24 protein-coding genes and 1 tRNA gene are annotated in these 26893 nt (G+C 45.8%); 16 read left to right on the top strand and 9 right to left on the bottom strand.

Features of this window, described 5'->3' with window-relative positions:
* Positions 1-120: 120 nt before the first annotated feature.
* The 6 genes from WC958_00500 to mraZ form a co-directional block, all read right to left on the bottom strand.
* A complete protein-coding gene (locus WC958_00500; GenBank protein ID MFA5628734.1) occupies positions 121-2376 on the bottom strand; it encodes a vitamin B12-dependent ribonucleotide reductase in 2256 nt (751 codons plus the stop codon).
* A 404-nt stretch (positions 2377-2780) separates the two neighbouring features.
* On the bottom strand, positions 2781-3314 hold the full coding sequence (gene nrdR / locus WC958_00495) for a transcriptional regulator NrdR (GenBank protein ID MFA5628733.1): 534 nt from the start codon (positions 3312-3314) through the stop codon (positions 2781-2783).
* Between the two features lie 661 nt (positions 3315-3975).
* Positions 3976-5109: a cell division protein FtsZ gene (gene ftsZ, locus WC958_00490; GenBank protein ID MFA5628732.1), complete on the bottom strand. Its 1134-nt coding sequence runs from the start codon at positions 5107-5109 to the stop codon at positions 3976-3978.
* Between the two features lie 33 nt (positions 5110-5142).
* Entirely contained in the window at positions 5143-6360 is a 1218-nt protein-coding gene (gene ftsA / locus WC958_00485) for a cell division protein FtsA (protein MFA5628731.1), read from the bottom strand.
* A gap of 109 nt (positions 6361-6469) precedes the next feature.
* Positions 6470-7504, bottom strand: coding sequence for a 16S rRNA (cytosine(1402)-N(4))-methyltransferase RsmH (rsmH, locus tag WC958_00480; protein MFA5628730.1), 1035 nt, complete (start codon positions 7502-7504; stop codon positions 6470-6472).
* Positions 7504-7947 carry a division/cell wall cluster transcriptional repressor MraZ gene (gene mraZ, locus WC958_00475; protein MFA5628729.1) on the bottom strand — a complete coding sequence of 148 codons (444 nt, stop codon included), beginning with the start codon at positions 7945-7947 and terminating at the stop codon, positions 7504-7506. The genes rsmH and mraZ overlap by 1 nt, the downstream gene beginning before the upstream one ends.
* 266 nt (positions 7948-8213) lie before the next feature.
* Here mraZ and trmD point away from each other — a divergent pair, with 266 nt between their 5' ends.
* The 7 genes from trmD to WC958_00440 all read left to right on the top strand — a co-directional run bounded on the left by trmD (position 8214) and on the right by WC958_00440 (position 16840).
* Positions 8214-8972 (top strand): tRNA (guanosine(37)-N1)-methyltransferase TrmD, encoded by a 759-nt coding sequence (trmD, locus tag WC958_00470; protein MFA5628728.1) that lies wholly within the window; start codon positions 8214-8216, stop codon positions 8970-8972.
* Positions 8973-9055: 83 nt separating this feature from the next.
* Complete coding sequence (gene rplS / locus WC958_00465) at positions 9056-9403, top strand: 50S ribosomal protein L19 (GenBank protein MFA5628727.1); 348 nt, start codon at positions 9056-9058, stop codon at positions 9401-9403.
* Between the two features lie 89 nt (positions 9404-9492).
* Positions 9493-11916 (top strand): primosomal protein N', encoded by a 2424-nt coding sequence (gene priA / locus WC958_00460; GenBank protein MFA5628726.1) that lies wholly within the window; start codon positions 9493-9495, stop codon positions 11914-11916.
* A gap of 115 nt (positions 11917-12031) precedes the next feature.
* A complete protein-coding gene (locus WC958_00455; protein ID MFA5628725.1) occupies positions 12032-13537 on the top strand; it encodes an HD domain-containing protein in 1506 nt (501 codons plus the stop codon).
* A 90-nt stretch (positions 13538-13627) separates the two neighbouring features.
* Positions 13628-14974 (top strand): protein translocase subunit SecD, encoded by a 1347-nt coding sequence (gene secD, locus WC958_00450; protein MFA5628724.1) that lies wholly within the window; start codon positions 13628-13630, stop codon positions 14972-14974.
* Positions 14967-15893: a protein translocase subunit SecF gene (gene secF / locus WC958_00445; GenBank protein ID MFA5628723.1), complete on the top strand. Its 927-nt coding sequence runs from the start codon at positions 14967-14969 to the stop codon at positions 15891-15893. The genes secD and secF overlap by 8 nt, the downstream gene beginning before the upstream one ends.
* A gap of 44 nt (positions 15894-15937) precedes the next feature.
* Positions 15938-16840: a cation diffusion facilitator family transporter gene (locus WC958_00440; protein MFA5628722.1), complete on the top strand. Its 903-nt coding sequence runs from the start codon at positions 15938-15940 to the stop codon at positions 16838-16840.
* Positions 16841-16843: 3 nt separating this feature from the next.
* On the opposite strand, the gene WC958_00435 is transcribed toward WC958_00440, so the two are convergent.
* Positions 16844-17464, bottom strand: a complete 621-nt coding sequence (locus WC958_00435) for a LysE family transporter (GenBank protein MFA5628721.1) — start codon at positions 17462-17464, stop codon at positions 16844-16846.
* A gap of 117 nt (positions 17465-17581) precedes the next feature.
* On the opposite strand from WC958_00435, the gene WC958_00430 reads away from it, so the two are divergent.
* The 8 genes from WC958_00430 (at position 17582) to WC958_00395 (ending at position 23984) form a co-directional block, all read left to right on the top strand.
* Complete coding sequence (locus tag WC958_00430; protein ID MFA5628720.1) at positions 17582-18091, top strand: nitroreductase family protein; 510 nt, start codon at positions 17582-17584, stop codon at positions 18089-18091.
* Between the two features lie 116 nt (positions 18092-18207).
* A complete protein-coding gene (locus WC958_00425) occupies positions 18208-19416 on the top strand; it encodes a DNA double-strand break repair nuclease NurA (GenBank protein ID MFA5628719.1) in 1209 nt (402 codons plus the stop codon).
* The gene (locus tag WC958_00420; GenBank protein ID MFA5628718.1) at positions 19407-19808 is read left to right on the top strand and encodes a hypothetical protein; all 402 of its coding nucleotides are present in this window, start codon (positions 19407-19409) and stop codon (positions 19806-19808) included. Before WC958_00425 ends, WC958_00420 begins: the two co-directional genes overlap by 10 nt.
* 214 nt (positions 19809-20022) lie before the next feature.
* The gene (locus WC958_00415) at positions 20023-20622 is read left to right on the top strand and encodes a hypothetical protein (GenBank protein ID MFA5628717.1); all 600 of its coding nucleotides are present in this window, start codon (positions 20023-20025) and stop codon (positions 20620-20622) included.
* Positions 20619-22229 (top strand): ATP-binding protein, encoded by a 1611-nt coding sequence (locus WC958_00410; GenBank protein MFA5628716.1) that lies wholly within the window; start codon positions 20619-20621, stop codon positions 22227-22229. The genes WC958_00415 and WC958_00410 overlap by 4 nt, the downstream gene beginning before the upstream one ends.
* Positions 22230-22244: 15 nt before the next feature.
* A complete protein-coding gene (locus tag WC958_00405) occupies positions 22245-23075 on the top strand; it encodes a patatin-like phospholipase family protein (protein ID MFA5628715.1) in 831 nt (276 codons plus the stop codon).
* Between the two features lie 81 nt (positions 23076-23156).
* Positions 23157-23229 (top strand) — tRNA-Ala (locus WC958_00400).
* A 437-nt stretch (positions 23230-23666) separates the two neighbouring features.
* Positions 23667-23984, top strand: coding sequence for a helix-turn-helix transcriptional regulator (locus WC958_00395; GenBank protein ID MFA5628714.1), 318 nt, complete (start codon positions 23667-23669; stop codon positions 23982-23984).
* A gap of 108 nt (positions 23985-24092) precedes the next feature.
* Here the strand turns inward: WC958_00395 and WC958_00390 are convergent, their stop codons facing one another.
* On the bottom strand, positions 24093-24578 hold the full coding sequence (locus WC958_00390; GenBank protein MFA5628713.1) for a hypothetical protein: 486 nt from the start codon (positions 24576-24578) through the stop codon (positions 24093-24095).
* Between the two features lie 140 nt (positions 24579-24718).
* On the opposite strand from WC958_00390, the gene WC958_00385 reads away from it, so the two are divergent.
* Positions 24719-25468 (top strand): MerR family transcriptional regulator, encoded by a 750-nt coding sequence (locus WC958_00385; protein MFA5628712.1) that lies wholly within the window; start codon positions 24719-24721, stop codon positions 25466-25468.
* Positions 25469-25471: 3 nt separating this feature from the next.
* Here WC958_00385 and mgtE read toward each other — a convergent pair whose 3' ends face one another.
* Positions 25472-26815 (bottom strand): magnesium transporter, encoded by a 1344-nt coding sequence (gene mgtE / locus WC958_00380; GenBank protein ID MFA5628711.1) that lies wholly within the window; start codon positions 26813-26815, stop codon positions 25472-25474.
* Positions 26816-26893: the final 78 nt, after the last annotated feature.

Here is a 26893-nt window from a genome sequence, read left to right as displayed (position 1 = left end):
GGAAAATTAATATTCAACCTTAGACCCGTCTCAAACGAAAAAGTAACGATAGAAAACATAAAAATACCCGCTCCCCAAAAGGAGCGGGTAAAAACCGGCACTAAATAATTCTAAACGAAATTAACATTTGGTATAACCGCAGCCGGGGCATTTAAAACAGCCTTCCTCAAAAACAAGGATACTTCCGCAATCGGGGCATTGCCCGGCAATATTTTTTACAAGCCCGTAATCTTTAACCGGCTTTTCAGCCGCTTCCTCGCTGCCATTGGTTGCTTTAAAATGGCCATCCAAAACACCGGCGATGGCATCGGCACAGGAAAGGGTTGATTTGCCGCCCTCCCAAGCAATAGACGGGCAGCGAATACCTTCAAGCTGTTTAACCAGTGAGCTAACCTCAATCCCCGATCTTAAAGCAAGCGAGATTAAACGGCAAATAGCTTCCAGCTGCGCCGAAGCACACCCGCCCGATTTGCCTAAACTGGAAAACACTTCGCAAATACCGTGCTCGTCGGAGTTAACGGTAACATAGAGGTGTCCGCAGCCGGTATTGACCTTTTCCGTAAAGCCGGTGGTTACCTTGGCTCTGCGGCGAGGGGTATGCTCAACCACAGCCGCCGCTTTTTCTTCTTTCTTTTGCGAGCCGGTTGAAAGGACCTGTCCGTCACGGCTGCCATCGCGATAAATGGTAATCCCTTTTAACCCTTCTTCATAGGCCATCATATAAACGCGCGCAATGTCACCTTGGGTCGCCTCTCTGGCAAAATTAACCGTTTTGGAAACGGCGTTGTTGGTGTGTTTCTGGAACGCCGATTGCATCCAGATATGCCATGAGGTATCGATTTCATGCGCCGTTACAAAAACTTCTTTTATCTTTGCGGGAATGCCTTCGATATCGGCCAAATGTTCGCCGCTGGCCAGTTTTTTCATTAACTCGTCGGAGTAGAACCCGCCCTCTCTGGCAACCTGTTCAAAATAGGGGTTAACCTCAACCATCTTGGTACCGTCGAGAATGTTGCGGATATAACTTAGCGCAAACAGCGGTTCAATGCCGCTGGAGCAACCGGCAATAATGCTTAGCGTGCCGGTTGGCGCAATTGTTGTTCTGGAAGCGTTTCTAACTTTAATACCACCCTCAACATCGTAAACACTGCCCTCAAATGCCGGAAATACCCCGCGTTCGTCTGCTAAAACAGATGAATAAGCGAGGGCTTCTTTATCGACAAAGCCCATTATATCCCCCGCCAGCATTAACGCCTTTTCCGAGTTATAGGGAACGCCCAGTTTCAGAAGCATATCGGCAAAACCCATCACTCCCAAGCCGATTTTACGTGTTTTACGGGTCATCTCACCGATTTCGGGAATCGGGTACTTATTAACATCAATCACATTATCCAAGAAACGCACCGCCGCTTTTACGGTCTGCGCCAGCTTGTTATAATCAATTTCAAACATGCTGTCCTTTTCAACCAGCATTTTTGTTAGATTAATTGAACCCAAATTACAGGATTCATAAGGCAATAACGGCTGTTCTCCGCACGGATTGGTGCTTTCTATTTGCCCGAGGTGCGGGGTGGGGTTATCGCGATTGATGCGTTCGATAAAGATAATCCCCGGATCGCCCGTTTTCCAGGCAAGCTCCACCATCTTTTCAAACACCGTCTTGGCATTGAGCTTACCGACAACTTCTTTGGTACGCGGGTTAATTAGATTGTAATCCGCCCCGTTTTGGGCCGCTTTCATAAAATCGGCGGTAACCGCTACCGAAATATTGAAATTGGTTAAAGAAACCATATCTTCTTTTGAGGTAATAAACTTGATAATATCGGGGTGATCGACGCTTAAAATAGCCATATTGGCACCGCGGCGCGTACCGCCCTGTTTAATTACATCGGTTGCAACATCAAAAGCCCTCATAAAGGAAACCGGCCCACTGGCGACGCCGCCGGTTGTGCCGACCCTGTCCATCTCTTGACGCAATTTGGAGAAAGAAAAACCGGTACCGCCGCCGCTTTTGTGGATAAGGGCCGTATTTTTAACGGTTTCAAAAATAGATTCCATCGAATCCTCAATCGGCAGTACGAAACAGGCCGAAAGCTGCCCCAGCTCTCTGCCCGCATTCATTAGCGTCGGCGAGTTGGGCAGGAATTCGAGATTAGTCATTAAATTATAAAAGGTCTCTTCCCACTTTTTGGCAGCGGTTTTGGTGCCGTATTCAGTCTCCGCCGCGGCAATGGTATGTGCCACACGGCGGAATAATTCTTCGGGGGTTTCAATCAGATTCCCCTGCTTATCTTTTTTTAGATATCTTCTTTCCAACACCTGAAGGGCATTGTCGGTTAAACTAACTCCTTGAGAAGCTTGTGAAGTAACAACCATGGCTTCTTTCTCCTTTGTAATAGTCTTGTTTTGATGGGCGGAGAGCGCCTGTGAGCCCTCCGGTATTATCTCTACGCAAACATCATCCCCTGTTTGCAATATGATTTCTTCCGTCGAACCGGCAGTTTCATCTTCCGGTTGCTCGTCTGCCAGAAATTCCTTAACCACGCTTAAGATTTCGGATTCGGTTGCCGAAAGCGGTGCGCGGTAATTCTTGGGAACCAAATCTTCCATGCCAGGCAACGTTTGCGGACGCTCCAGCCTATCGATAACTTGGCCCGCTAACAGTTCAATCCGCTTCCTGTCGGAGATTCCCATCGAATCAGCCGCCGAAAAGATTATTCGGGCAACTTGCGTACGGTCGATTATTTTTTCTTTTGAATTGTTGGTTTTGCTCATAATAGCTATTTCTCCGCCTTCCGGATATTTTTTCCTGTTGTATCATCGGGCAAAAGGGTCAATTGCCCGCCGGCCTTATTTTTTTTGATTATTCCGGCATTAACCAAGGCATCTATTTCGTGTTTTAAATCGGTAATATCACTAAAATCACGATAGACGCTGGCGAATCTGATATAGGCAATGTAATCCATTTTGCGTAACCCTTCCATTACCATATCACCAACTTTAGAACTGTCTATCTCGCTTTTCCCCAAACCGTATAACTCGGCTTCGATGTTATCGGCAAGCTCTTGAATCGCTCCGATAGGCAGCGGTCGCTTTCCGCAGGCTTTCTGAATCCCCGAAAGCAGTTTTTCTTTGTTAAATTCTTCCCGCCGCATATCCTTTTTGATAATAAAAAGGCTGCTGGGCTGTATTCTTTCGTAGGTAGTAAACCTTGAATTACAACTAAGGCATTGCCTGCGTCGCCTGATGCCTTCGTTGACGTCACGGGAATCAATCACTTTTAAATCTGCGCTTTTACAATAGGGGCATTTCATAGGGCCACCTCGCTATGTAGTATTAGCGTTGCAAGGGTACCACAATATGTAGTGGATGTCAAGCATTGTTAAAGATTTTTTGAAGTGTTGTTTTTAGTCAGTAATTTGCCTTTGTAAGGCCGTTTCTAATGAGTAAAAGAAGAGGGAATATTTTGTCTTTGCAAGACTATTTTGATAAAGAGGAGGAAACAACTCTTCTTTGTCTTTGCGAGCGCAGCGAAGCAATCTCTAATAAATAAACTCCACTGTCTTTCAGAGCGAAGCGAAGAATCTCATATAGATTAAATTCCTTGGAGATTGCCACGTCACTCGCCCAAAGGCTCATTCCTCGCAAAGACGTTTCTGTTATTGTCATTCTGAGCATGGCAAAGAATCTAGGGGTTAGCGAATAGTGCAGTGTTCGGTTACCAAATCACATCCAGACGATGCCTCTTATTTGACTCCGAGGCAGCCTCATAGTCTACATTTCCCGTCCTCTTAGATCCTTCATTTCATTCAGGATGACAAAAGGGGAAAAGCAGTATGATAAAAGCGAGATTGCCACGTCGCTCGCCCAAGGGCTCGTTCCTCGCAAAGACAATCTAAAAACGCAAAAGCCGCAGGCGTTAGAGCCTGCGGCTTTTTATTAAGTCTTATTTATCCGATTGACTTTTAAATCGAATTATTGAAACCACATCCTGGTTTTTCTTTCGTTATGGACAATCCTGTCAACCGGAGTAACAACCTGCTGTTTTTTATAGAGCGGCTGTCTGATAAACGTCGGGATATCCAATTCGTCCTCGGTCCTGATGTTCTTCAATTGCTTGGTGATTTCATCTTCCTCGGTTGAATCGGAGAACTCTGTCTTGGTAACAAAGCCGGTGGTAATAAGAGTAATCCTGACATCGCTGCCCATACTCGGATCGGTGGCTACACCGAAGATAATATTGGCATCGGCATCAACTGCCTGTCTGATTACTTCCGCCGCCTCATTGACTTCATAGAGTGAAAGATCGGTACCGCCGACAACATTAAAGAGAACACCCTTTGAGCCGTCAATGGTTACATCCAGTAACGGGCTGGCCAGCGCTTCTTTGGCTGCATCAACCGCACGGTTCTTGCCGGTGCCGCGTCCGATGGACATCCAAGCCGGACCCGCATCTTTCATAACCGCTTTTACATCGGCAAAGTCAAGGTTAATTACGCCGGGGACGGTAATAACTTCGGAAATCGCCTGTACGCCGTGGCGTAAAACATCATCTGCCATCTTAAAGGCGCTGTCAACGCCGGTTTTCTGATCGCAGAGGTCAAGTAATCTGTCGTTGGGGATGATAATAAGGGTATCAACCTTCGGTAACAATTTGGCGATACCGTCTTTAGCAACCTCGGTGCGATGTGCGCCTTCAAAAGTGAACGGTTTGGTAACCACCGCAATCGTAAGAGCTCCGCTCTCCTTGGCAACTTCGGCCACTACGGATGCGGAACCGGTTCCGGTACCGCCGCCCATGCCTGCGGTGATAAAGACCATATCGGCCCCTGTAATAAGGTCTTTTAATTCGTCCTTATTCTCTTCCGCTGCTTTCTGACCCTTGAGATGGTCTCCGCCAACACCAAGCCCGCGAGTTAATTTTTCTCCGAGCTGAATTCTGATGGGGGCTTCCGTTATAGCCAGTGCCTGCGCGTCGGTGTTCATTGCTATAAATTCAACGCCCTGAATTTCTTCCCTGACCATGCGGGTAACGGCATTACAGCCACCGCCGCCAAGGCCGATAACTTTAATTTTTGCCGGATTTGGTACAAAACTTGTCTTAGCCATTTTTATCCTCCTACCCTTCTTATATTCTTAATTTTATTTAAATATTTGTACCAGCTTGCTGGTAACTTGTTTCATTCTGTCCTTAAACCAGTTGCCCTTCCATTTTTTGGTATTCTGGTTTTTGGCGCCCCACAAAAGCAACCCGACGCTTGTTGCGTATGCAGGATCGTTAAGTGAATCCGTAATTCCGGATACACGGTTGGGTAACCCTACTCTAACGGGGAGTTTTAAGATATCGCGTCCGAGAACCTCAATCCCCGAGAGGTTAGAGCTGCCGCCGGTAAGTACCAAACCTGCCGGTACGAGCGACTCATAATCCGATCCGGGCATCTCAAGGAGGGTAAGTCTTAAAATTTCTTCAACTCTGGCTCTGATAATATCGCACAGGTCGTTATAGGAAACGCCGTGTCCGTCTTCTGAAATCGGGCTGTTGGCATTAATCTTGCTTTCATAGACCGGCATAACACTACCGTAGCGGCGCTTCATTTCTTCGGCAACCTCGAACGGTAACCCGAGACCGATAGCAATATCGCGCGTTAGCTGATAACCGGCAACCGGTAAGATTGCACTGTGCCAAATACTGCCGTCTTTAAAGATACAAATATCGGTTGTACCGCCGCCGATATCGGCAAGGACGACACCGACCTGCTTTTCATCTTCCGAGAGAACGGCTTCACCGGAAGCTAACGGTTCAAGCACCAGGTCATCGATATCAAGGCCGATGCCTCTGACACATTTGACCAAGTTCTGAATTGATGTTGCGGCAGCAGTAATAATATGTGTTTCGACATCTAATCTGTAGCCGTACATACCGACGGGGTTTTTGACGCCCGCCTGTCCGTCGACGGAGTAGCCGCGGGGAATCACATGTAAAAGTTTTCTGTCATTGGGGACTTTAATCCCCTGAGCGCTCGAAAGGACCCTTTTCAAGTCATCCGGCCTAACCAGCCTGTCATTGCGGGTTATCGCCACCACCCCTGTATTATTTACCGAATCCACATGCCTGCCTGTAACGCCGACGTATGCCGACTCAATCTTATAATTGCAGGACTGCTCCGCCTTTCTGACCGAACTTCGAATCGCCTCTTTGGCTTCGTTTATATTGACAACTAACCCTTTATGCAAACCGCTTGAAGGGGTAATCCCAACACCGACAACATAAACATCACCGTTACCGGTTGTTTCGGCAATGGTGGTGCAGATTTTAGTAGTGCCAACATCAATCGAAGCTATTATAGATCGTTTACTCATCTGGTTCCTCCTCTCCTTGTTTTTATTTACTTATTAGTTATTTTATTTTTATTTTTCCCATACACCGGACCCCCGTTATCAGAGATCATGGCAGTACTGATTTACAAAGTTAAAGAACGTCACAAACATCCTTCATCATCGAAGGTTTTTGCCAAAAGTTATCGTTTTTACAAGGATTGGATTTCTTTTCCTCTATCCCGCCCTGCTCCAAACGGGCCTCGGTGCGCTCGGCAATTCTCAGCTTGGCACTGCGGCTGCGCGGATTTTGGCTTATTTCTTCCAGAGAAGGAGTAATTACTTTTTTATTAATCAACTTCAAAACAGCCGAATGTAAACAATTGCAAACCATCGCTTCCGGCGGACAGATGCAATCTTTGGCTTCGTGCTGCATAAACTGCTTTACGATACGGTCCTCAAGGGAATGATAGGTAATTACAACCAGCCTGCCGCCGTAACCCAACAGGTTAACGGCTTGTTTTAAGGTTTGTTCAAGGTGCGCGAGTTCATCGTTAACCGCAATCCTTAACGCCTGAAACGTTTTTGTTGCCGGATGAATCTTGCCCCTTTTAAACCCGACCGCGCGTTCGATTGTTTTGGCCAGCTCTACGGTTGTCGTAAACGGACGCTCGCTGACAATGCGCCCGGCAATTCGGTTGCTTCTCGGTTCTTCACCGTAGTTTCTGATTATACGTGCCAGTTCCTCTTCGGAATAAGTATTAACGATATCAGCCGCCGTAACCTCTTGCTCGGGGCTAAATCTCATATCCAAAGGTGCGGCATACTGGAAACTGAAACCCCGGCCGCTTCTGTCGAGTTGCAACGAAGAAATGCCGAGATCCAATAATATGCCGTGAACCGGCTTGAATTCATATTTATTGCAAACCTTTTCCAGATTAACAAAGTTATCGTTTTCGATTACAACGGAATTACCGTAACCGACAAGCCTTTTGCGTGCCGCCTCAACCGCAATCGGATCGGCATCAATCCCCAAAAGCTGACCGCCCGGGGAACTGTATTTCATTATTGCGGCGGAGTGTCCGCCGGTTCCCGCGGTACAATCAATGTAACGCCCGCCGGGTTGTACGGCTAAGCCGTCGATAACCTCTTGCAGCATAACGGGAACATGTACTTTATACGACCTCATCACCTATCGGCCTCTCTGTTCTCTTCCATGCTTTCGATAATATCCCACATTTTTTCACGGCTGCTGGCCTTTTCGTTTTCCCAAGCAACCTTATTCCATAATTCCAAATAATTGTTGGCACCGACCACAATTACTTCTTCTTCAATTCCGGCGTGCTCTCTTAACTGCACCGGTAAGCTGATCCTACCCTGTCCGTCAACATTGAGATGAAAAGCATTGGAGAACAAGGCCCTGTTTAGCTGTCTAAGCCTACTGGGGGTTATCCCGTTTTTGCTGTTAAGCGATTCGGAGATTTTTGCCCATTCGGGCATGGTATACGCCGTGATGCAACTGTCTACGCCGGGGATTAAAACCAACCCGTCTTTCAATTGCGCCCTAAAACGCGGCGGCAGGGGAATCCTGCCTTTCTCATCCATTCTGTATCCGAACTCGCCAAAAAACATGTTAACTAACCTTCTGTTTACTACGTTTTTTTATTTTCCCCCACCCAAGCCCCACAAAGGGTTTAAACCTTCCCTTTTTCCCCCACTTTCTACCACTTTTTACCATTCTACTACATTCAGACCTCTATTTGTCAATACTTTAGAACCTTTTTTTGAAAATTAATCAATAATTCTTTCTTATAAATCTTTTTATGGTAAAATAAAGCTCGTCCGCCCCCGCGGCAAACGACGGATTACACCTAACAATATTGATACGGAGAAACCGATTGAGAATCGACATAATGACGCTTTTCCCTCAAATGTTTGAAGATTTTGCGGCAACAGGGATATTTAAACGCGCCGTTAGCAACCAAATAATTGATTTTAACGTTTGGAATATCCGCGATTACACCTATGACAAACACCATGTTACGGACGACTACCCTTACGGGGGAGGCGCCGGTATGGTAATGAAGCCGGAGCCGATTTTCGAAGCGGTTGAAAATATTATCGGGGCGGAAGATAAAAATAAAAAGCTATCAATAATAGTAACCACCCCCCGAGGGCGGCTTTTTTCGCAGGAAATTGCCAAGGAGCTGGCCGAATACGACCGGCTGATTATAATCTGCGGACATTACGAAGGGATTGACGAGCGCGTACACACCAACCTGGCAACCGACGAAATCAGTATCGGGGATTATGTTTTAAGCGGCGGAGAACCGGCGGCCTTGGTAATTGTAGACGCGGTAACCAGGCTTATCCCCGGTGTGCTCGGTTCCGAGGAATCCGCTAAAGACGATTCCCATTCCGACGGGTTATTGGAATACCCGCAATATACCAGACCGGCTGTTTTTAAGGGTTTGGAAGTCCCCGAAATATTACTTTCAGGAAATCACGGCGAGATTGCCAAGTGGCGCCGCGAACAATCAATCTTAAAAACCGCCAAGCGGCGTCCCGAACTGCTGAACAAAGCCGGAATCGACCCCGCCGAACCGTTAAAAATAAAAGAAAAAGCGAAAAAACCACCCAAAAAAGAGTGGAAATAATTGGCGCGTTTCTTCGTACATAATAAACTTGAAAAATTTCTCCGATAATGTTTTAATTAAGGGGCTAAGGAGTTCTATTAATAATGAATGTTAAATCACTAATTGAAGAAATTAAACACAACCCGGATATTCCCGAGTTGGCTCCCGGTGATACCGTCAAAGTACATAACCGTATCAAGGAAGGCGACAAGGAACGTATCCAGATATTTACGGGCCTGGTTATCAAAATATGCCGCAAAGCCGATGGCGGCAGCTTTACCGTCAGACGTGTAACGCACGGTGTCGGGGTGGAAAGAACCTTCCAGTTCTTATCTCCTCTGGTTGCCAAGGTTGAGGTTACACGGCACGGAAGAGTGCGAAGAGCCAAGTTGTACTATCTGCGCAACTTAAGCGGTAAAGCCGCCCGTATCAAAGAAAGACGCGTACAATAAAGTAATAAAGCGGCAGGTTTCCAAAAAATACGAGACCTGCCGTTTTTATTAACATAATTGACCTCCGTATCATTTAATGGGAGCGCGTTTTGTCTTACGCCGAAGTCTGTGTTAATTCACCGATCTACTACAATCAAACGTTCAGCTATTCTATTCCCGACGGGATGGAGATTTCTCCGGGGCAAGCCGTTTGGGTTCCTTTCGGCAGTAAAACACTGCAAGGCATAGTTATTTCAGTCGGTAAAATTCCCGCCGTTAACGAAACCCGTGATATCAACAGAGCGGCAGAACCGCCTCTAATACTTTCGCCCCAACAATTGGAACTTGCCCGCCGGATTAGCGAGTACTATCTTTGCCCCCTTTTTGACGCGCTGGCTACAATGCTGCCCCCCGGCTTTGAACGAAGAACAATTACCTATCTCCAATTTGCCGACGATATTGATATTGATACCGTCTCAAACCTTACCAAACCGCAAACGGAAGCTGTTAATTTTTTAAAGAAACAAGACCAAACACCGGTTAAGGAACTTGAAAAATTGCTTGGGATTAGGCTCGCGCGCACGGTTATCGGGCAGTTGGCGGCACGTAATTTAATTAACAAGAAATACGAAACGGCACCGGTAAGAATAAAACCCAAAAAAGAGCTGATTGCCGAACCGGCGGTTGATAAAGTAACCGCCCAGGAAGAGATACGGCGTTTGTACGCCGGCAGAGCCGTCAGGCAAGCCCAAATCCTTGAATTTTTAACGGAAACCGGCAGCGCAACACTGGCGGAAATACGCAAGCAAACCAATTGCCAAACCGAAGCAATCAAAACCTTGGCGCAAAAAGGTCTTATTCGGATTCAGGAATCGGATGTTAAACGGCAGCCGTTTTCATATAACGATATCCAACAATCCGCACCGTTAAAACTGACAACGCGGCAACAAATTGCTTTTGAGGCAATCCGCGAGAGCCTTGTTAAACCTGAAAGCAATACGTTTTTACTGCACGGAGTAACCGGCAGCGGTAAAACAGAGGTTTACATGCATGCGATTGCCGAGGCGATTAAGCTGGGGAAACGGGCGATAGTACTGGTTCCCGAAATTGCGCTAACCCCGCAAGCAATTGAAAGGTTTGCTTCACGTTTCCCCTACCGTGTCGCTGTTATGCACAGTAAACTTTCACTGGGCGAACAATTTGACCAATGGCACCAAATCCAAAACGGTGAGTTTGATGTTGTAATCGGGGCGCGCAGCGCAATATTTGCCCCGCAACCACAAATAGGCCTGATTATTATAGATGAGGAGCATGAGTGGACCTACAAACAAGATAACTCGCCGCGCTATCATACCAGAGATGTTGCCTTAGAAATTGCCAAACAGTTTCAAGCAACCGTAGTTTTGGGCAGTGCCACCCCCGATGTAACCTCATATTTTAAGGCCTTAAACGGAAAGTACAAGCTTTTAGAGATGCCGGAAAGGGTCACCCCCAACGAGGGTTCTCCACTGCCAAAGGTTGAGGTTGTTGATTTAAGAGAAGAGTTAAAAGCCGGTAACAGCGGCATATTCAGCCGCCTTTTGGTATCCGAAATAAATAACGCACTCGAAAAACGGGAGCAGGTTATTCTCTTTTTTAACCGCCGCGGTACAAATACCTTTGTGCAATGCCGCGATTGCGGTAAAATCCTTCAATGCCCCCACTGTAATGTCAGCTTAAATTATCACTCATACGGCGATTCCCTGCTTTGCCACCAATGCAATTACAGAAAACAACCACCCAAGACCTGCCCGGTGTGCGGCAGTACGCGAATCAAATACTTGGGGCTGGGAACACAGAAATTGGAACAGGAAACAAAAATTGTTTTCCCCAATGCCAAAACCCTGCGCTGGGATAGCGACAGCACCAAAAAGAAAGACGCTCATAAAGATATCTTGGAGAGTTTTAAAAACCGTAAGGCCGATATTTTAATCGGTACGCAAATGGTCGCTAAAGGATTGGATTTACCGAACGTGACACTGGTCGGCGTTATAATTGCCGATACAGGATTGAATTTACCTGATTTCAGGGCCGGGGAAAGAACCTTTCAATTAATCTCGCAAGTGGCGGGGCGCGCCGGACGCGGTGAAGCAGAGGGAAAGGTTGTTATTCAAACCTATACCCCCGAACACTATGCCATACAGGCCACCGTAAACCACGACTATAAAGCCTTTTATGACCAAGAAATAGAATACAGAAGAGAACTCAAAAACCCGCCTTTTTCCGATTTAATCAAGATGACCTATACCCATGTTAACGACACGATTTGTGCCAGAGAAGCCGGGCAAATGAAAAAACAGCTCCTTTTGGAAACAGAGGCTTCCGGAATGTTCGGGATTGATATTTTAGGACCGGCCCCCGCCTTTATTCAAAGGCTGCGCGGCAGATATCGTTGGCAAATAATATTAAGGGGACGCAAACTGCATGCTCTACTTTCAAAAGTAGACATTCCCCAAGGCTGGATTATCGACGTTGACCCGCTGGGAATGCTTTAGAGAAAACACGCGGTTTTGGCGCATTAAATCCAAAATGTAAAATAACCCCCTGCAACATACTTCGGCGCTTTATCTTTTCTTGCGTACATTTATATTTATAATGTATAGTTTGCTTATGACCGCATCAGGTAATAAACAATACAGCTTCACCGTAAATCAAGCGCTTTCTCACACGCTCGGCATAATCACAAACTGCCTCAAAGAGAATAATATCCGGGGCTATCTTGTCGGCGGGGTGATACGTGACGGCATTTTGAGGAGGCCGATTGATGATATTGATATTATAACCGATGCCGACCCACAGGAATCTGCCCCCAAGCTAGCCGAACTGCTAAACGGGAAATATGTTCCTTTCGATAAAGAAAACAGAACCACCCGCATTATGCCGGCGGATACAAAAACAGGCAAACTATACCACGTTGATATATCAGCAATTAAAAATACCTTAACGGACGATTTATTAAGGCGTGATTTTACCGTCAATGCAATGGCCGTTCCGCTGGAGCTTGCCGGCAGCAAGATAAGCGGTTCGGATATTATCGACCCTTTCAACGGGCTTGGCGATATCGCTAAAAAGGTTTTACGAGCGGTTAGCGCTAAATCTTTTCAAGAAGACCCGCTCAGGCTTTTAAGGGCTGTAAGATTGGCAACCGAATTAAACTTTAAGATTGAGCCCGAAACGGAAACAAGGATAAAAAAAGAATGCCAACTCATAAGCAGCGTTTCCGGAGAAAGAATAAGGGAAGAACTGCTTAAACTGCTGGCACTGCCCCAAACGGGGGATTTGTTCCTTTACACGGAAGAACTGGGGCTTGTCAGCGCCGTTATACCGGAGCTTATCCCCTCCAAAGGCTTAGAGCAACCGAGCGAACATTATTGGGATGTCTTTATCCATTCCGTTAAAACAATTGACGCCATCGGGCATATTCTCGGAAAAGAAAAATGGGAATATAACAGTGAAGCAATTCATTTCGTACCGCAATCGGCGGAAACGGAAAGCTATTTTAACGCAAAGGTCGGCGGCTCAAGCACGCGGCTGATTTTGCTCAAGCTAACCGCCCTGCTGCATGATATTGCCAAACCGAAAATGAAGTTTATTGACGAAAACGGCAGGATTCGTTTCTTTGGACACCCCAAAGAAGGCGCCCCGATGGTTTTTGAAATAATGGAACGCTTACGTTTTAGCAATAAGGAAACCAAAATAGTCGAAAAGATTACCAAGCATCACTTGCGCCCGACTCAAATGACGCAAATGGGGATTGTTACCGACCATGCCATCTACCGTTATTTCCGCGATGTTGGGGACGTAGCTATCGATACCCTTTATTTTACCCTGGCAGATCATTTGGCGGCGCGCGGCCCCACACTCGATATCGAAAATTGGAAACAGCATACCGCTGCCGTAAAATATATTCTTCAAAAACATCAAGAACAAGAAAGTAAAATCAGTTTGCCGCCCATAATTAACGGCAATGAAATTATGCGCGAATTCGGTCTTACGCCGGGGCCGCAGATAGGCGAACTCCTTGAAACCGTCAGGGAAGCGCAGGCATCGGGAGAAATAGCGGACAGAATCGGGGCATTGGATTACATACGAGGGTTTTTAAGAGCTAAATCTTAAAAGAATTCTTTTTTTGTTAAAATAGTGTATAATCTAGGGAATTTATAAAAATTTAATTTTCACACAATGTTATTAATGCGGGTTAAATAAATGACAAAAAACAAATCTCTCTATTTCGGTTTATCTGTTTTACTGGTGATTTTCCTACTGGCAGCCTTTGTGGTCTTTCCTCTTGATAACGGAGTTTTAGGCAAACGCGGTGTTTCGCTGGGGCGCGACTTACAAGGGGGCACTTATCTCGTTTTCAAAGCGGATCTCTCCTCAGTGGAAGCGGGAACCGAATCCGAGATTATGAAGGGTGTTACCAATGTAATTTCAAACCGCATTAACCCTCTGGGGGTCACCGAATCGTCGGTTGAAATCCAGGGAGATAATCAAATAGTGGTGGAAATCCCCGGAGTGAGCTTAACCGACGCTCAAAAAGCGAGTTTGGGGAATACCGCCCTCCTTGAGTTTAGAGAACTGCAAAAAGTAGACGGAGAAGATCAGTGGGTTCCGGCGACTGGGACAATAAACGGCGAAACACTCGCCCTTACCAGTAGTTATTTTAAAAGTAATACCTCCGTTCAGAAAGACCAATTCGGTAAGATTTTCTTAGTATTCGAATGGGATGAAACCGGCAGTGAATTATCCAAACAAATCACAACCCGTTTAATCGGCAAACAATTGGCTATCTTTGAAAACGATAAACCGCTTTTAACCGAAAGCGGGACGATGATAGCGCCGACAATTCAATCGGTAATCACCGAAAGAGGGCAAATCGAAGGATTAGGGGTTGATGTGGCGATGACGCTTTCCAAACAGCTCAATGCCGGCAGATTGCCCGTATCATTGGAAGTAATCTACGAAGAAACGGTAACCCCGACATTAGGCTCCGACTTCGTTAAATTAAGCCTAACGGCAGGTGTATTAAGTTTAATCCTTATTATGCTCTTTATGTGTTTATACTACCGTGTTCCCGGCATTGTCGCCTCGTTGGCACTAATGTTTTACGTTGTTATAGTGCTGGCAATCTTTAAGTTAATACCGGTAACGCTGACACTGGCGGGTATCGGCGGTTTTGTTCTGTCGATCGGTATGGCGGTGGATGCCAATATTTTGATCTTTGAACGTATGAAAGAGGAATTACAAATGGGGCGGTCGTTTGGCGCCGCTACCGAGTCGGGTTTTAAACGCGCTTGGTCGGCAATTAAAGATTCCAATATTACCACCCTGCTTGTTTGTATTATCCTGTTCTGGGTCGGCAGCAGCACCGTTGGAGGCGCTCAGGTCAGAGGGTTTTCCTTGACGCTCTTTATCGGCGTTTGTGTCAGTATGTTTACGGCAATAACGGTTTCGCACTCGTTGTTAAAGATGTTTATCGGAACCGCATTATCGAAAAAGACCCAATTTTTCACTCCTTATACCGAAAGGAAACTGAAGGCTTACAATGATTAATATTATTAAAAAACGATTCCTGTTTTTTGCGATTTCCGTCTCCGCCCTGCTAATTAGCATTATTTTCTTGCTAACGGCGGGATTAAATATCGGTATGGATTTTTCCGGCGGTTCACGCCTTACAGTCAATTTTGAAAAACAGGTTGCGATTGAGAATTTGGAAGCCAAACTTGCCGATATCGGTTACGGCACGGCCGTTGTGCAAAGCGCCTCAAGCGGAGATTTTATTATTCGTACGGCAAAATTAAACGCCGCCGAAAAAGAAACAATTAAAACCGCCCTAACCGCCGAATTCGGCGCGTTTACCGAAAAAGGTTTTGAAGATATTCCGCCCGAAACCGCCATCGGCACCGCTAAAGTTGCCCTTGTCGGTTTAATACTGGCAGCCCTCGGCGTGATGGCTTATATTACGTGGGCTTTCCGTGCCATGCCTAAACCGTTCCGTTACGGCGTTTGTGCCGTAATTGCGTTATTGCACGATGTCCTGATTGTACTGGGAATATTCTCTATTCTCGGAATAATAATGCATATCGAAGTCAACCTGATGTTTATCACCGGCATACTTGCGGTTATCGGTTACAGCGTCAATAACGTTGTTGTTATATTTGATCGGGTTCGTGAAAACGTTAAAGCCAACCCAGGCGCCGATTTTGAAACAACGGTTAACAACAGCGTTAATCAAACCTTTGCACGCTGTATGAACACCAGCTTAACAACCACAATGACCGTACTGGCCTTAATGCTTTTTATCGGTTCCAATATCGACAGCTTTGCTTGGGCGCTATTGGTCGGTATTCTCGCCGGGACTTACAACTCTTTATTCGTTGCCACTTCGCTTTTGGTGGTTTGGGAGAAAAAAGAATGGCGCCGCTTTATAAGCTGGATGCCCTTATTTAAAACCAAACAGCAAAATACATAAACGGGTTTTTATATCCCGTATAATTCCAAAAAGGATTTCCGGCGATGTTATCGACGACGAAAAACGTTTCTCGTTTGGCCATTGTTGTTATCAGTGCATTAATTATAATGAAGCTGATAGCCGGTTTTATAACAGGCAGTATCGGAATCCGCGCCGACGCTTTTCATAGTCTGATTGACCTTTCCGGAGCCATTATCGGCTATATTGCCATCAGGGTTTCGGCTAAACCGCCCGACAAAAAGCATGCCTTCGGACACGGCAAAGCCGAAAATATCGCCGGTACTATTATTTCGCTTTTTATTTTTGCCGCCGCAGGCTTAATTGCCTATCAGGCGATTGACCGCATGATTTCCGGCGGAGAAATCGAAATGGTTGCGGTTGGCATCTATGTAACCGCCGCCGCCGTTATTATCAACTTTGTGTTTGCCGGATATGCGCTTAAAGTGGCGCGCAAACACGAATCGTTGGCACTTGAAGCTACCGCTCGCGAAATGATGGTCGATGTTTACAGTTCAATCGCTGTACTTGTCGGGCTTTTACTTGTACTTATCACGAAATTAACAATCATGGATTCAATCGTTGCGTTATTGGTAGCGCTGTTAATCCTAAAGACCGCAATTACGACCTTTAAAGAATCCTTCCCCGGCATAATGGATGCCGCCCTGCCGAAAGATGAGATTGATATTATCAAATCAGTGCTTGAAGAAAATAAACACCTGATTGTCGGCTTCCACGCCTTACGCACGCGTAAATCGGGCAACCGCCGCTTTATTGATTTGCATTTGGTAATGCACCGTACGCTTAACGTTGAAGAAGCGCATGACGTATGCGACCTTTTGGAAAACAGCTTAAAAGAAAAACTGCAGAATATAAATGCCGTTATTCATATTGAGCCGTGTGATACGGAGTGCGAATGGTGCGTAACCCCCAAAACAGATAACAATTAAAGGTTAAAATAAGAGCCGGAAACCGGAGATAATAAACCACCCTCCAAACCCAACCATCAGTAGCCCCGCCACAATAAACACCAATGCCTGAACGGTCGCCCCCCACATATTATGGGTTTTGTAAACCACCGCCGAAACAAAAGAAAGCCAGATAAGATCGCAAAACCAATGGGCGATAATAAATACCGTAAGACCAACGGCAACTATCTCCCAATACGCCATAAACTTAATAAGTAGCAAAACACCGACGGTTACCCACCACATTATAAAAAAGGGATTAAGGCCGGTCATAATAATCCCCGCCGTAAAGGCCCCGTAACGGATATCCCTGCCGCCGTCTTTGATTTCATTTGGGGTTTTTAGAAGCCCGATTGCCAGCCATATCAAGACCCCGCCGCCAAGGATACTGAAAACAAACTGGACTACCGTATTTTCAAAAAAATGGGAAAGGCCAAAGTAGAGTAAAATTATCAGGGGAACCTCGACCACCGCATGCCCAAGCGCCATTAGAGTCCCCGCCCAAGGAGATTTAAAGCTTTTGGTAATTGTAACCGCAAACATCGGCCCCGGAGCAATCACCCCGGAAAGAGAAGTGCCGACTACGGTCAACAGCAACGCAAACATCAATTAAACCAAACCCAATAATATGATTTTTGCATTATAACATTTATGGGAAGATATCTCTTTTCATCCGACGTTTGTTATAATAGCAAGTGTTGGATTGGTTAACGGGAGGCGAAAATGGAATTTGCGGAAGTTATTAAAAAGAGATACAGCGTTCGATCTTATAAACCGATTCCGGTCGAAGAGGAAAAACTGGAGATAATCCTCGAAGCGGCGCGAATCGCTCCCACCGCCTGCAACCGTCAGCCGTTTCTGTTTATTGTTTTTGAACCCCAAGGCAAAGAAGAAGAACTAAAACGTGTTTACCATGGATTATGGCTTAGCGAGGCCCCCGTTATTATTTGCGCCTGTGCAATACCATCTGAAAGCTGGGTTCGCAGAGACGGAACGAACTATTCGTTTATTGACTTGGCAATTGCCGTTGACCACTTAATTCTTGCCGCTGCCGATTTAGGGCTGGGGACGTGCTGGGTCGGGGCATTTGATGTAAGCGCAGTACGCGAAATGCTAAAACTGCCGGCACATATCGAACCCCTTGTTTTAATCCCTATCGGCTATCCCAACGACAGCGCACCAACCAAACACCGTAAACCCATAGAAGAAATCGTTAGATACAATCATTACTAGAAAACCTGTTACGCCGCGGATATCAAAGATTTTTAGCGGCCCGTGAATCGTAACGCTTGAGAGGTTTAAGCCAATAAACTATACTAAGAAAGAATTGTAAATATTGAGGAGCATTAATGTCGCTGGACTTAAATAAGATTGCCTCACAAGTAGAAAAGATGACCGAATACATCGATACCGGCGCTGCCGAACGGCAAAAACGGCTCGCCAAGGCAATGTCGGTGCTTTGTGACAGCTCATTAAATATTAACGATTTAAAAAACAAAATCGAGGCTGGGAAAATCAGTTGGATGCCCGCCGAACCGGTAGAAACCCTGTATAATAAGTACACCGCGCAAAATCCCCCGCAAAACTTCGGCGTTATTGCCGCCGACGGTTCACAAATTGATATTGACCGCCATTATTCGGCACGCTATTTTTTGATTAATATCGGCAGTATTATCCTTAAATACGGGGAAAATGCCGATGCCGATTTGGAGAGTAACCCCCGATTGTATTTCGATCAAAGCGAACTGGTAATGACATCACCGGAGAGCGGCGGCCGCGAGATTCCGATTGAGGGCAGTTTACTGGGGATTAAACGCGATATCGAAGAACTTAAACACTTAACTCAACTGGGAAGCTCAATTCAGGAGGAAATCCCCGTTTTGCTTCTGGCCGACGGAACGCTGATTCGCTGGAACCTAATGAGTAAAGACATCCCCGAATTTGCGGTAAACGAGTTTTTGGAAAACGGTTTTCTTAAATGCTTGGAAGATATCCGAAAAATAAGCGCAGATAAAGAGATTGCGCTGGCAAGTTATATCAGCTACCCGCGCTCTGCGGACGTATTGGGCACAATCCGCATCGCCGTTTGCCCTTACGACCCCGTAAATTGCGATAAATGCCGACGTGAAAATCCAAACGACACTTATCCCTGCAATACAGTGGACGGCGTGCTTGATAAGGATTTATTTATAAATCTGTTAGAAAACGGTGAAAGGTCGGCACTGTTTATAAGCCGCTCTCAAATTCAGGAACGCTACGGCAAACACCGCATCCACTTTTACTATCTGAAAACAGATGATGAGATTGCCCGGATTGAAATACCGGCATGGATTGCCGAAAACGAAAAACTGCTCGGCCTGACCCACGCCCTAATTCTTGACCAATGCCGCAAAGGGCAGGGGTATCCGGTAGCACTCTCGGAAGCCCATGAGCAGGCGGTGGTCACCGCTTCCGACCGCCAAAATCTGCAAACCCTGGTGGAAGCATCGCTTTCCGAAAAGAATATCGAAATCAGTGGCTCGGCTAAGAGTTTCAGTAAGAGGACAAAATGGATATAGAAAAGAAAAAGGCTAACGAAGGTAGAAAACTCGGTAACACCCTCATACATATCGGAAGGTTCATTTCGTTTTTTGCCGCCGTATTTTTTATTGTGATGTTATTTAGCGAAGGTGCGGCAAGAGAGATTACATCAAGCGAATCCGCCTCAACACAGCTTATTTTATTGGCAGCCCTTGCCATTATCGGCTATGTTCTCTCCTATTGGAAAGCAAAATACGCCGGCATTCTGCTTGTTGTTGTTGCTTTGGCTTTTATGGTGCACGCCTTCTATTATCTGAATAACGGACAAATCTCTCTATGGTTAATAACCGGGATGCCGCAGCTTATTGCCGGCGGTTTACTGCTTTTGGGATATCGGATTAAGAAACTAAACCGAAGCCAACCGGTGTAAAACGTTTAAAAAGGGATAAATTTCTCTTTAAACTTGGCATTAACCGTCTCATTAGTAATATAATATGAGTAACCTAAGCCGCTATCGAGTAAAGGAGATTTAAAATGCCCGCTTGGTTTCTTGTTGCCCTCATTGTTGAAGTGCTCTGGTTTTTACTGGAGAGTAAATGGCTCGGTGTCAGACTTCCGATGAAATAAGGCAAAAGGGATTTGATATGAATAAAGAAGAAACACAAAGAATCGGAGAGGTAATTCAATCTTCCACGCTTGGATTTGCCGCTCAATGCTATGAGCTTGATGATTTTCCGCCCCTTGGGGCGCTGGTAGAAACCCAAAGCGGAGATAACCGAGTTTACGGAATCGTTTTTAATGCCGCTACCGAGGCAATTGAACCGGGCCGAAAACCGTTGGCAAGGGGTAAAAACGAAACGAGCGAAGAAGCGCTTTATAATGCCAACCCTCAAATCGCCAAGCTCCTTAAAAGTGAATTTCAGGCGTTGGCGGTAGGCTTTAAAAAAGACGCTAAAATATGGCGCTATTTGCCCGAGCAGCCCGTTGCCATTCATAGTTTTGTTTATCTCTCCCCTCCTGCGGATATACTGGAATTCAGCCGTTCGTTTGAATTCTTAAATACCCTGCTTAACAGTAACATTACTTTGGCACACGAAGAACTGATTGCCGCCTGCTTAAGGCAAATGAGCGCGGTACAAGAAGATAAGCACGCATTTTTGGTAGCCGCCGGTAAGCACCTCGCCACCGGTTTAAGCAATGATTTTAACCGCCTTCGGACAATCCTCGAAAGGATCAAGCAATGAGCACAGAAGATAAAAGAATGGGAATTGTTGTATCCGGCTCCACTAACAAAGGGGTTGAAGTGCGCCTTGATGCCGATACCTCGGTTGAAGATATGGTTGTCGGGCGTTATGTCACCATCGAAGGACGTAAACGGCGCTTCTTTGGAATGATTACTGAGGTAATATTGGGCGTAACCGATTTAAGTTTAACCCAAACCCCGCCCGATACCCACGATTCTTTTATTAGCGAAGTGCTATGCGGCACCGGCACTTTCGGTACCTTAGAGGTAATGCCCTATTTAACAATCGGCGGAGACACCTTAAGCATTACAGACGGGCCGCAACCCGTTAAAACAATCCCCAGCCATTACTCAACGGTACAACTGGCTCAAGACAGCGATATCGAACTTGTTTTCGGTAAAGAAGATAAGGAGCGTTTTTATATCGGCAACCCGCTTGATATGGAAACAAAGCTCTGTATTAACCTGCCCGAACTTGTAAAGCGTTCCAACGGTATTTTCGGTAAAAGCGGCACCGGCAAAACCTTCCTAACCAGAATATTGCTAATCGGAATGCTGCAAAAAAGCGCCAGTGTGAATTTAGTTTTTGATATGCACAGCGAATACGGATGGGCGGGTACCAGTGAAAAAACGCGTGAAGTTAAGGCCTTAAAACAGCTCTTCCCTTCTAAAGTTGCCGTTTTTACACTGGACGAAGAAAACTCACGCAAACGCGGAGTCAGTACCGACCATGTCGTTAGAATCGGCTATAACGAAATCGAGCCGGAAGATATGTCGCTTCTGCGCGAAACCCTGAACTTAACCGAACCGGCGGTGGAAGCCATTTACCAGATGAGACGCAAATTCGGCAGCGAGTGGTTTTTAAAAACAACCCAAATGTCCGATTCGGAAGGCACCAAAGAGTTATTAAACTCGTTAAATATCCACGAAAGCACCTTCCAAAACCTGCAAAGAGGGCTCAATATGATTAAACGTTTACCGTTTATGCAGGAACGGACCGAACAGAAAACCGTAAACCGCATAATTGAAGACCTCAGCCGCGGCTTAAACGTTGTTTTGGAGTTTGGGCGTTATACCGATATTACCGCTTATATCCTGGTTGCCAACCTTTTAACCAGGCGCATTTATTCACACTACCGCGATAAAACCGAAAAAAGCCTCAGCGGTTTAAGCGAGCCGCCGATCCCGCTTGTAATTACGATTGAGGAGGCTCATAAATTCCTAAACCGTGAAATTGCTAACAAAACTATTTTCGGAACGATTGCCCGCGAAATGCGCAAATATAACGTTACCCTGCTGGTTATCGACCAACGCCCCAGCGGTATTGATGAAGAAATTATGTCGCAGCTGGGAACTAAAATCACGTGCCTTTTGGATAACGAACGCGATATGGATAGCGTTTTATCGGGCGTATCCGGTAAAAGCGAGTTAAAATCGGTGCTGGCAAAGCTTTCCGCAAAACAGCAGGCCCTTATTTTCGGGCATTCCGTTCCAATGCCGGTCGCTTTCCGGCCGCGCGAATACGGCAGTGCGGGATCGTACAAGGAATTTGGAGCCAAGGCCGACGATTTCGAACAAGCGCAACAAGATATTGAAGATCTCTGGTAGGAAGAACAAAGCAGTATGAAAAAGAAGAAAGTAGGGATTGCCTTAGGGGGCGGGGCGGCGCGGGGAATGGCCCATATCGGGGTATTGGAAAGGCTGGAAAAAGAAAATATCCCGATTGATATAATTGCCGGCACGAGCGCCGGAGCGATTGTCGGGGCGCTGTTTGCCAAAGGGATGAGCGCCGCCGAAATCAAAAGAGAGGTTTTGGATATTGATCTTTTGAAAAGATGGAAACTAATTGATGTCGGGCTGCCCAAAACCGGTTTTATCGGCGGCAAAAAACTTATGGCAATGTTACAGAGTTATATCGGTGATATTGACTTCTCCGAGTTGAAAATGCCGTTTACTTGCACCGCCACCGACATTTTAAGCGGCGAAGAAGTTGTTATTGATAAGGGGCCGGTAATTGAGGGAGTCAGGGCGAGCATTGCCGTCCCGATTGTATTTGCCGCCTGTGAACGCAACGGCCGTTTCTTGGTTGACGGCGGATTGGTGGATCAGGTTCCGGTTGATTTGGTCAGAGATATGGGTGCCGATATAGTTATCGCCGTTAGTGTCTCGCCGCGTATGCCCAATGTAAACAAGCGAGTTACAATAGATGAAGCACCGAGCGATAACAAAGGTAAAACAAAAAAACCGAATATGTATACGATTATGATGAACCATATGGGGATAATTAACTCGCAAACAACCACTGCCAGCCTTGAAAGGGCCGATATTGTTATCGAACCGCGCCTAACGGGGATTAGTTTTACCGACTTTAAAAAGGCAGAGCAGTGTATCACAGAGGGCGACTTTGCCGCAATTGACGCAATGCTTGAGATTAAAAGACTGCTCGCCCAATAGCAGTTTTGCTGTTAGCCTCTGTAAATTGCTAAAAACCACCATTCATTGATATAATAACGGTTGTTGTTATTTCCTCTGCTTGGGCCCGTAGTTCAGTTGGGAGAACGCCTGATTTGCATTCAGGAGGTAAGGGGTTCGAACCCCCTCGGGTCCACTTTCTTATTTACTTTTCTTTAGCGAACTCTATCAGCCTCTCAAACCATCCTATTGCTATATTATAACAATATTGTTATAATGCCACTGTGTGGGATATTGAATACTATGAATCGCCGTCCGGTAAGCGACCGGTTGAGGGTTCCATTGATTCGAAGGACACAAAATCCAAAGCTCAAATCGCTCGAACGTTAGACTTGCTTGAGCAATTCGGTATTGACCTTGGGATGCCTTATGCCAGATATTTGGGAGATAAACTTTGGGAATTAAGAATTAGACAGGGTCGAAACCGGTATCGAATCATCTATTTCTTGCATTTTAAGCAAAAGTTTATTTTGTTACACGGATTTAGCAAGAAAACAAGCTCAGTTCCGATAACGGAGTTGGAAATAGCCGCAGCAAGACGCACCGACTATTTGGCTAGGAGAGGAAAAAGGAATGAACTGGAAAGAACACAAAAAAAGACTACTGGAAGACCCCAATTTCAGAAAAGAATTTGAGAATTTAGAACCGCAATACAAGCTGGCTACAACCCTGATTAAATTACGGCTGGCAAAAGGGCTAACCCAAGAACAATTAGCAGCTTTATTAAATACCAAGCAAGAAAGTATTGCGAGGGTAGAGAGTGGCGGAGCACTCCCGTCACTATCGACGATTAAAAAAATAGCGGACGCATTGGATGCCGAATTAGAGATTAACCTCAAGCCGAGGGTTAAAGCCGAAGAGCGCGAATCGGAGAATACATCAAAGAAATAAAAAGAGTTCTCTAAGATTAACTTCCCTCACACTACGCCGCCTTAAAGACAGTGCAATGCGACGCAGAACCCATAGATTAGACAAGTAAGTTAGGCTAATAATCGCCGATTAAACCCACAACAGGAGATTTTCGGTGCATTGTTCGCACGCCATTCCCAAAATCCACCTTGTTCCCGGGACTACCTCGGTACGATAATAGTTGATTTCTTCGTGAATTTCGAGTTCGATATAAGACATGCCATCCTCAACCAAAACCCCGCAGAAGCTACACTCTTTCTCTTCTAGTTCCCTATCCTGAGTTATCGCTCCGGTCTCTCGCAGTTCCTTCAAATAAGCAAAGAGACCGTCCTTCTCAATTTGTTGTAAATGCACAGGTTGATCGCGGAACATTTTGTGATTTTCAATCGGTTGCTTGGCACAGGATATACACATCTGATAGGTGGCCATACCCCCGAATCTTTTATCTTCACCGCCTGCACATCTGGTTCTTTTTTCTCTGTTAAGAAGTATGAAATGTCCGCACGGCTGTACCGATTTATTGCAATAAAAACAACACATCCCGACATTAAGACGTATCTTTAGATCGTCAAACATAATCATCCTCCTTTATGATTATTTGGTTATGCTAAAGTGATTATATCACGCAGTAATGCCAAAACATGTCAATTTTTTAAATACAGTATCAGCCCCCCTCTTGACTATAACGTTACGTAATAGTTTATTATTAAAGCATTATGGGTTACACGGTTAAAAAACTGGCTGATATTGCCGGAATCAGTGTGCGCACACTGCACTACTATGATAAATTGGGGCTTTTAAAACCAAGGTCTCGCGATATTAACGATTACAGATATTATGATGACGAAGCGGTAATCCGCCTGCAACAAATTATGTTTTTCCGCGAACTGGGTTTTAAGCTAAATGAAATTAAAAGAATTCTGGCAGACCCCAATTTTAATCCGATTGAAGCACTGCAATCGCAAAAGATACTGCTTCTCAAAAAAGCGGAACGCACCAACAAAATGATAGCCACAATCGAAAAAACAATCGAAACCTTAAAAGGAGAACGGGATATGCCGATTAAAGAATATTACGAAGGCTTTAGCGACGAGCAAATCGAAAGATACAGACAGGAAGTGCGCGAACGCTGGGGGGAGGAAACCCTAAAAGACAGTGAAACGCGGGTTATGAATATGGGTAAAGAGAAATTTAAGGCATTACAGGAAAAGGGCGGGGCCATCTTTATGGCTATTAGGGAGAATATGTCGAAAGGACACGCCAGCCAAGAAGTGCAAGAGCTGGTAGCCGAATGGAGAATTTGGTTGGAAAACTTTGCACACTATTCGGACGAAGCCGTCCTCGGGCTGGGGCAAGCCTACAGCAATCACCCCGATTTTGCCCAATTTTTCCGTAAATTCGGTGAGGATTTCCCCCAATTCTTTACCGAGGCGATCGAATACTACTGTGCCAACAAAAAGAGTTAATTTCTAGATTGCAAGTATAAGGTGTGCCACCAGGAAATAAAGCAGAACACCGAAAATATCCATTATTGTCGTAATAAAGGGAGCGGAAACCAATGCCGGATCGAGCTTAAGCGTTCGGAAAATAAAAGGCAGTGAACCGCCGACAACGGTTGCCATCAGCGCAATAGCAATCAGGGTTACCGAAACAACCACCGCAACCATCAGATTGCGCCCCAAGAAATAAGCCATTCCAAGCACCAATATACCGAGGAAGATACCTAAAACAATCCCCACAATTGATTCTCGGATTACAATCCCCACCGCCTTTTTAGGGTTGACCTCACCGGTTGCCAAACCGCGAATCACAACGGTTGCCGATTGCGAACCAACGTTACCGCCGGTTCCAATCAGTAAAGGAATAAACGCCGCCAGGATAACTATTTCGCCTAAAAGGGCCTCCTGCCCCGCAATAATGGAGCCGGTTACCATGTTAACGAAAATCAGCAGCAGCAGCCACACCGCACGGCTTCTGACCACGTCCAGTATACGGCTGGTAAAATAGCTCTTTTCGGTAACCGAAACAGCGCCGAAACGATAAATATCTTCGGTTGTTTCTTCTTCAATAATATCGACAACATCGTCGTAAGTAATAATACCTACCAACCGCTCCTCGTTATCCACCACGGGAACAGCAATAAGCTCACGTTCGCGCAGAATCTTAACCACTTCTTCCCGGTCGGTATGGGTAAACACAAATTCGGGATTCGGTGTCATAATATCCGAAATGCGTGCCTCGGGATCGGCAACCACAAGGTCGCGCAAAGAAACGGTGCCGATTAGATGGCGGGCACGGTCCATTACGTAACAAACGTAAACCGTTTCGCGATTGATTGCCAGTTTGCGGATTCTTTCCATTGCCTGCGATACAGTCATGTAGGCGTGCAAATCAACAAAATAAGGGGTCATTTCACGGCCGGCAGTGCCTTCTTCGTATCCTAACAGATAGAGGGTTAGACGCTTCTGCTCGGGAGAAAGTATTTGTAAAAGCCTGCGGGCAACGTTTGCCGGAACTTCATCCAAAAGTTCGATACGATCGTCAGGCGGCAGCGATTCAAGGAAGGTACGCGCCGCTTGGTCCGAAAAACAGCCGAGCAAGCGGTTTTGCAGTGAGCCGTCCATATAATCAAAAACATCGACTGCCAGCGGTTTCGGGAGCAAACGAAAAACAATTACGGCAATATCATCAGGGATATTATCAAGTAATTCGGCAATATTACTCGGCTCGGTCTCCAACAGTTTTTCGCGCAAAACCTTGAAGTTCTTCTCCGCCAGTAACGCTTTAAAGGCTTCTACTTTCATTTCTTCCATCGGCAGCCTCTTCCTGATTATCCGAATAAAAAGACCCCACGCCCGATGGGACGTGGGGTTTGTAAACACCACAAAACC

The sequence above is a fragment of the Dehalococcoidales bacterium genome, from assembly GCA_041656115.1.
GTDB lineage: Bacteria > Chloroflexota > Dehalococcoidia > Dehalococcoidales > UBA5627 > UBA5627.
The sequence above is the reverse complement of the archived record's forward strand: the minus strand, read 5'-3'. Positions and strand labels throughout refer to the sequence as shown.

Bases quoted from the DNA above. Each gene is read 5' to 3' on its own strand.
- WC958_00415 (MFA5628717.1), top strand. From the start codon at position 20,023: ATGAATAAAGAAGAAACACAAAGAATCGGAGAGGTAATTCAATCTTCC.
- WC958_00420 (MFA5628718.1), top strand. From the start codon at position 19,407: ATGGATATAGAAAAGAAAAAGGCTAACGAAGGTAGAAAACTCGGTAAC.
- WC958_00500 (MFA5628734.1), bottom strand. From the start codon at position 2,376: ATGGTTGTTACTTCACAAGCTTCTCAAGGAGTTAGTTTAACCGACAAT.
- WC958_00395 (MFA5628714.1), top strand. From the start codon at position 23,667: ATGAACTGGAAAGAACACAAAAAAAGACTACTGGAAGACCCCAATTTC.
- WC958_00430 (MFA5628720.1), top strand. From the start codon at position 17,582: ATGGAATTTGCGGAAGTTATTAAAAAGAGATACAGCGTTCGATCTTAT.
- mraZ (MFA5628729.1), bottom strand. From the start codon at position 7,947: ATGTTTTTTGGCGAGTTCGGATACAGAATGGATGAGAAAGGCAGGATT.
- mgtE (MFA5628711.1), bottom strand. From the start codon at position 26,815: ATGGAAGAAATGAAAGTAGAAGCCTTTAAAGCGTTACTGGCGGAGAAG.
- WC958_00440 (MFA5628722.1), top strand. From the start codon at position 15,938: ATGTTATCGACGACGAAAAACGTTTCTCGTTTGGCCATTGTTGTTATC.
- ftsZ (MFA5628732.1), bottom strand. From the start codon at position 5,109: ATGGCTAAGACAAGTTTTGTACCAAATCCGGCAAAAATTAAAGTTATC.
- ftsA (MFA5628731.1), bottom strand. From the start codon at position 6,360: ATGAGTAAACGATCTATAATAGCTTCGATTGATGTTGGCACTACTAAA.
- rplS (MFA5628727.1), top strand. From the start codon at position 9,056: ATGAATGTTAAATCACTAATTGAAGAAATTAAACACAACCCGGATATT.
- rsmH (MFA5628730.1), bottom strand. From the start codon at position 7,504: ATGAGGTCGTATAAAGTACATGTTCCCGTTATGCTGCAAGAGGTTATC.
- WC958_00455 (MFA5628725.1), top strand. From the start codon at position 12,032: ATGACCGCATCAGGTAATAAACAATACAGCTTCACCGTAAATCAAGCG.
- WC958_00390 (MFA5628713.1), bottom strand. From the start codon at position 24,578: ATGTTTGACGATCTAAAGATACGTCTTAATGTCGGGATGTGTTGTTTT.
- WC958_00405 (MFA5628715.1), top strand. From the start codon at position 22,245: ATGAAAAAGAAGAAAGTAGGGATTGCCTTAGGGGGCGGGGCGGCGCGG.
- WC958_00425 (MFA5628719.1), top strand. From the start codon at position 18,208: ATGTCGCTGGACTTAAATAAGATTGCCTCACAAGTAGAAAAGATGACC.
- nrdR (MFA5628733.1), bottom strand. From the start codon at position 3,314: ATGAAATGCCCCTATTGTAAAAGCGCAGATTTAAAAGTGATTGATTCC.
- secF (MFA5628723.1), top strand. From the start codon at position 14,967: ATGATTAATATTATTAAAAAACGATTCCTGTTTTTTGCGATTTCCGTC.
- WC958_00385 (MFA5628712.1), top strand. From the start codon at position 24,719: ATGGGTTACACGGTTAAAAAACTGGCTGATATTGCCGGAATCAGTGTG.
- WC958_00410 (MFA5628716.1), top strand. From the start codon at position 20,619: ATGAGCACAGAAGATAAAAGAATGGGAATTGTTGTATCCGGCTCCACT.
- WC958_00435 (MFA5628721.1), bottom strand. From the start codon at position 17,464: ATGTTTGCGTTGCTGTTGACCGTAGTCGGCACTTCTCTTTCCGGGGTG.
- secD (MFA5628724.1), top strand. From the start codon at position 13,628: ATGACAAAAAACAAATCTCTCTATTTCGGTTTATCTGTTTTACTGGTG.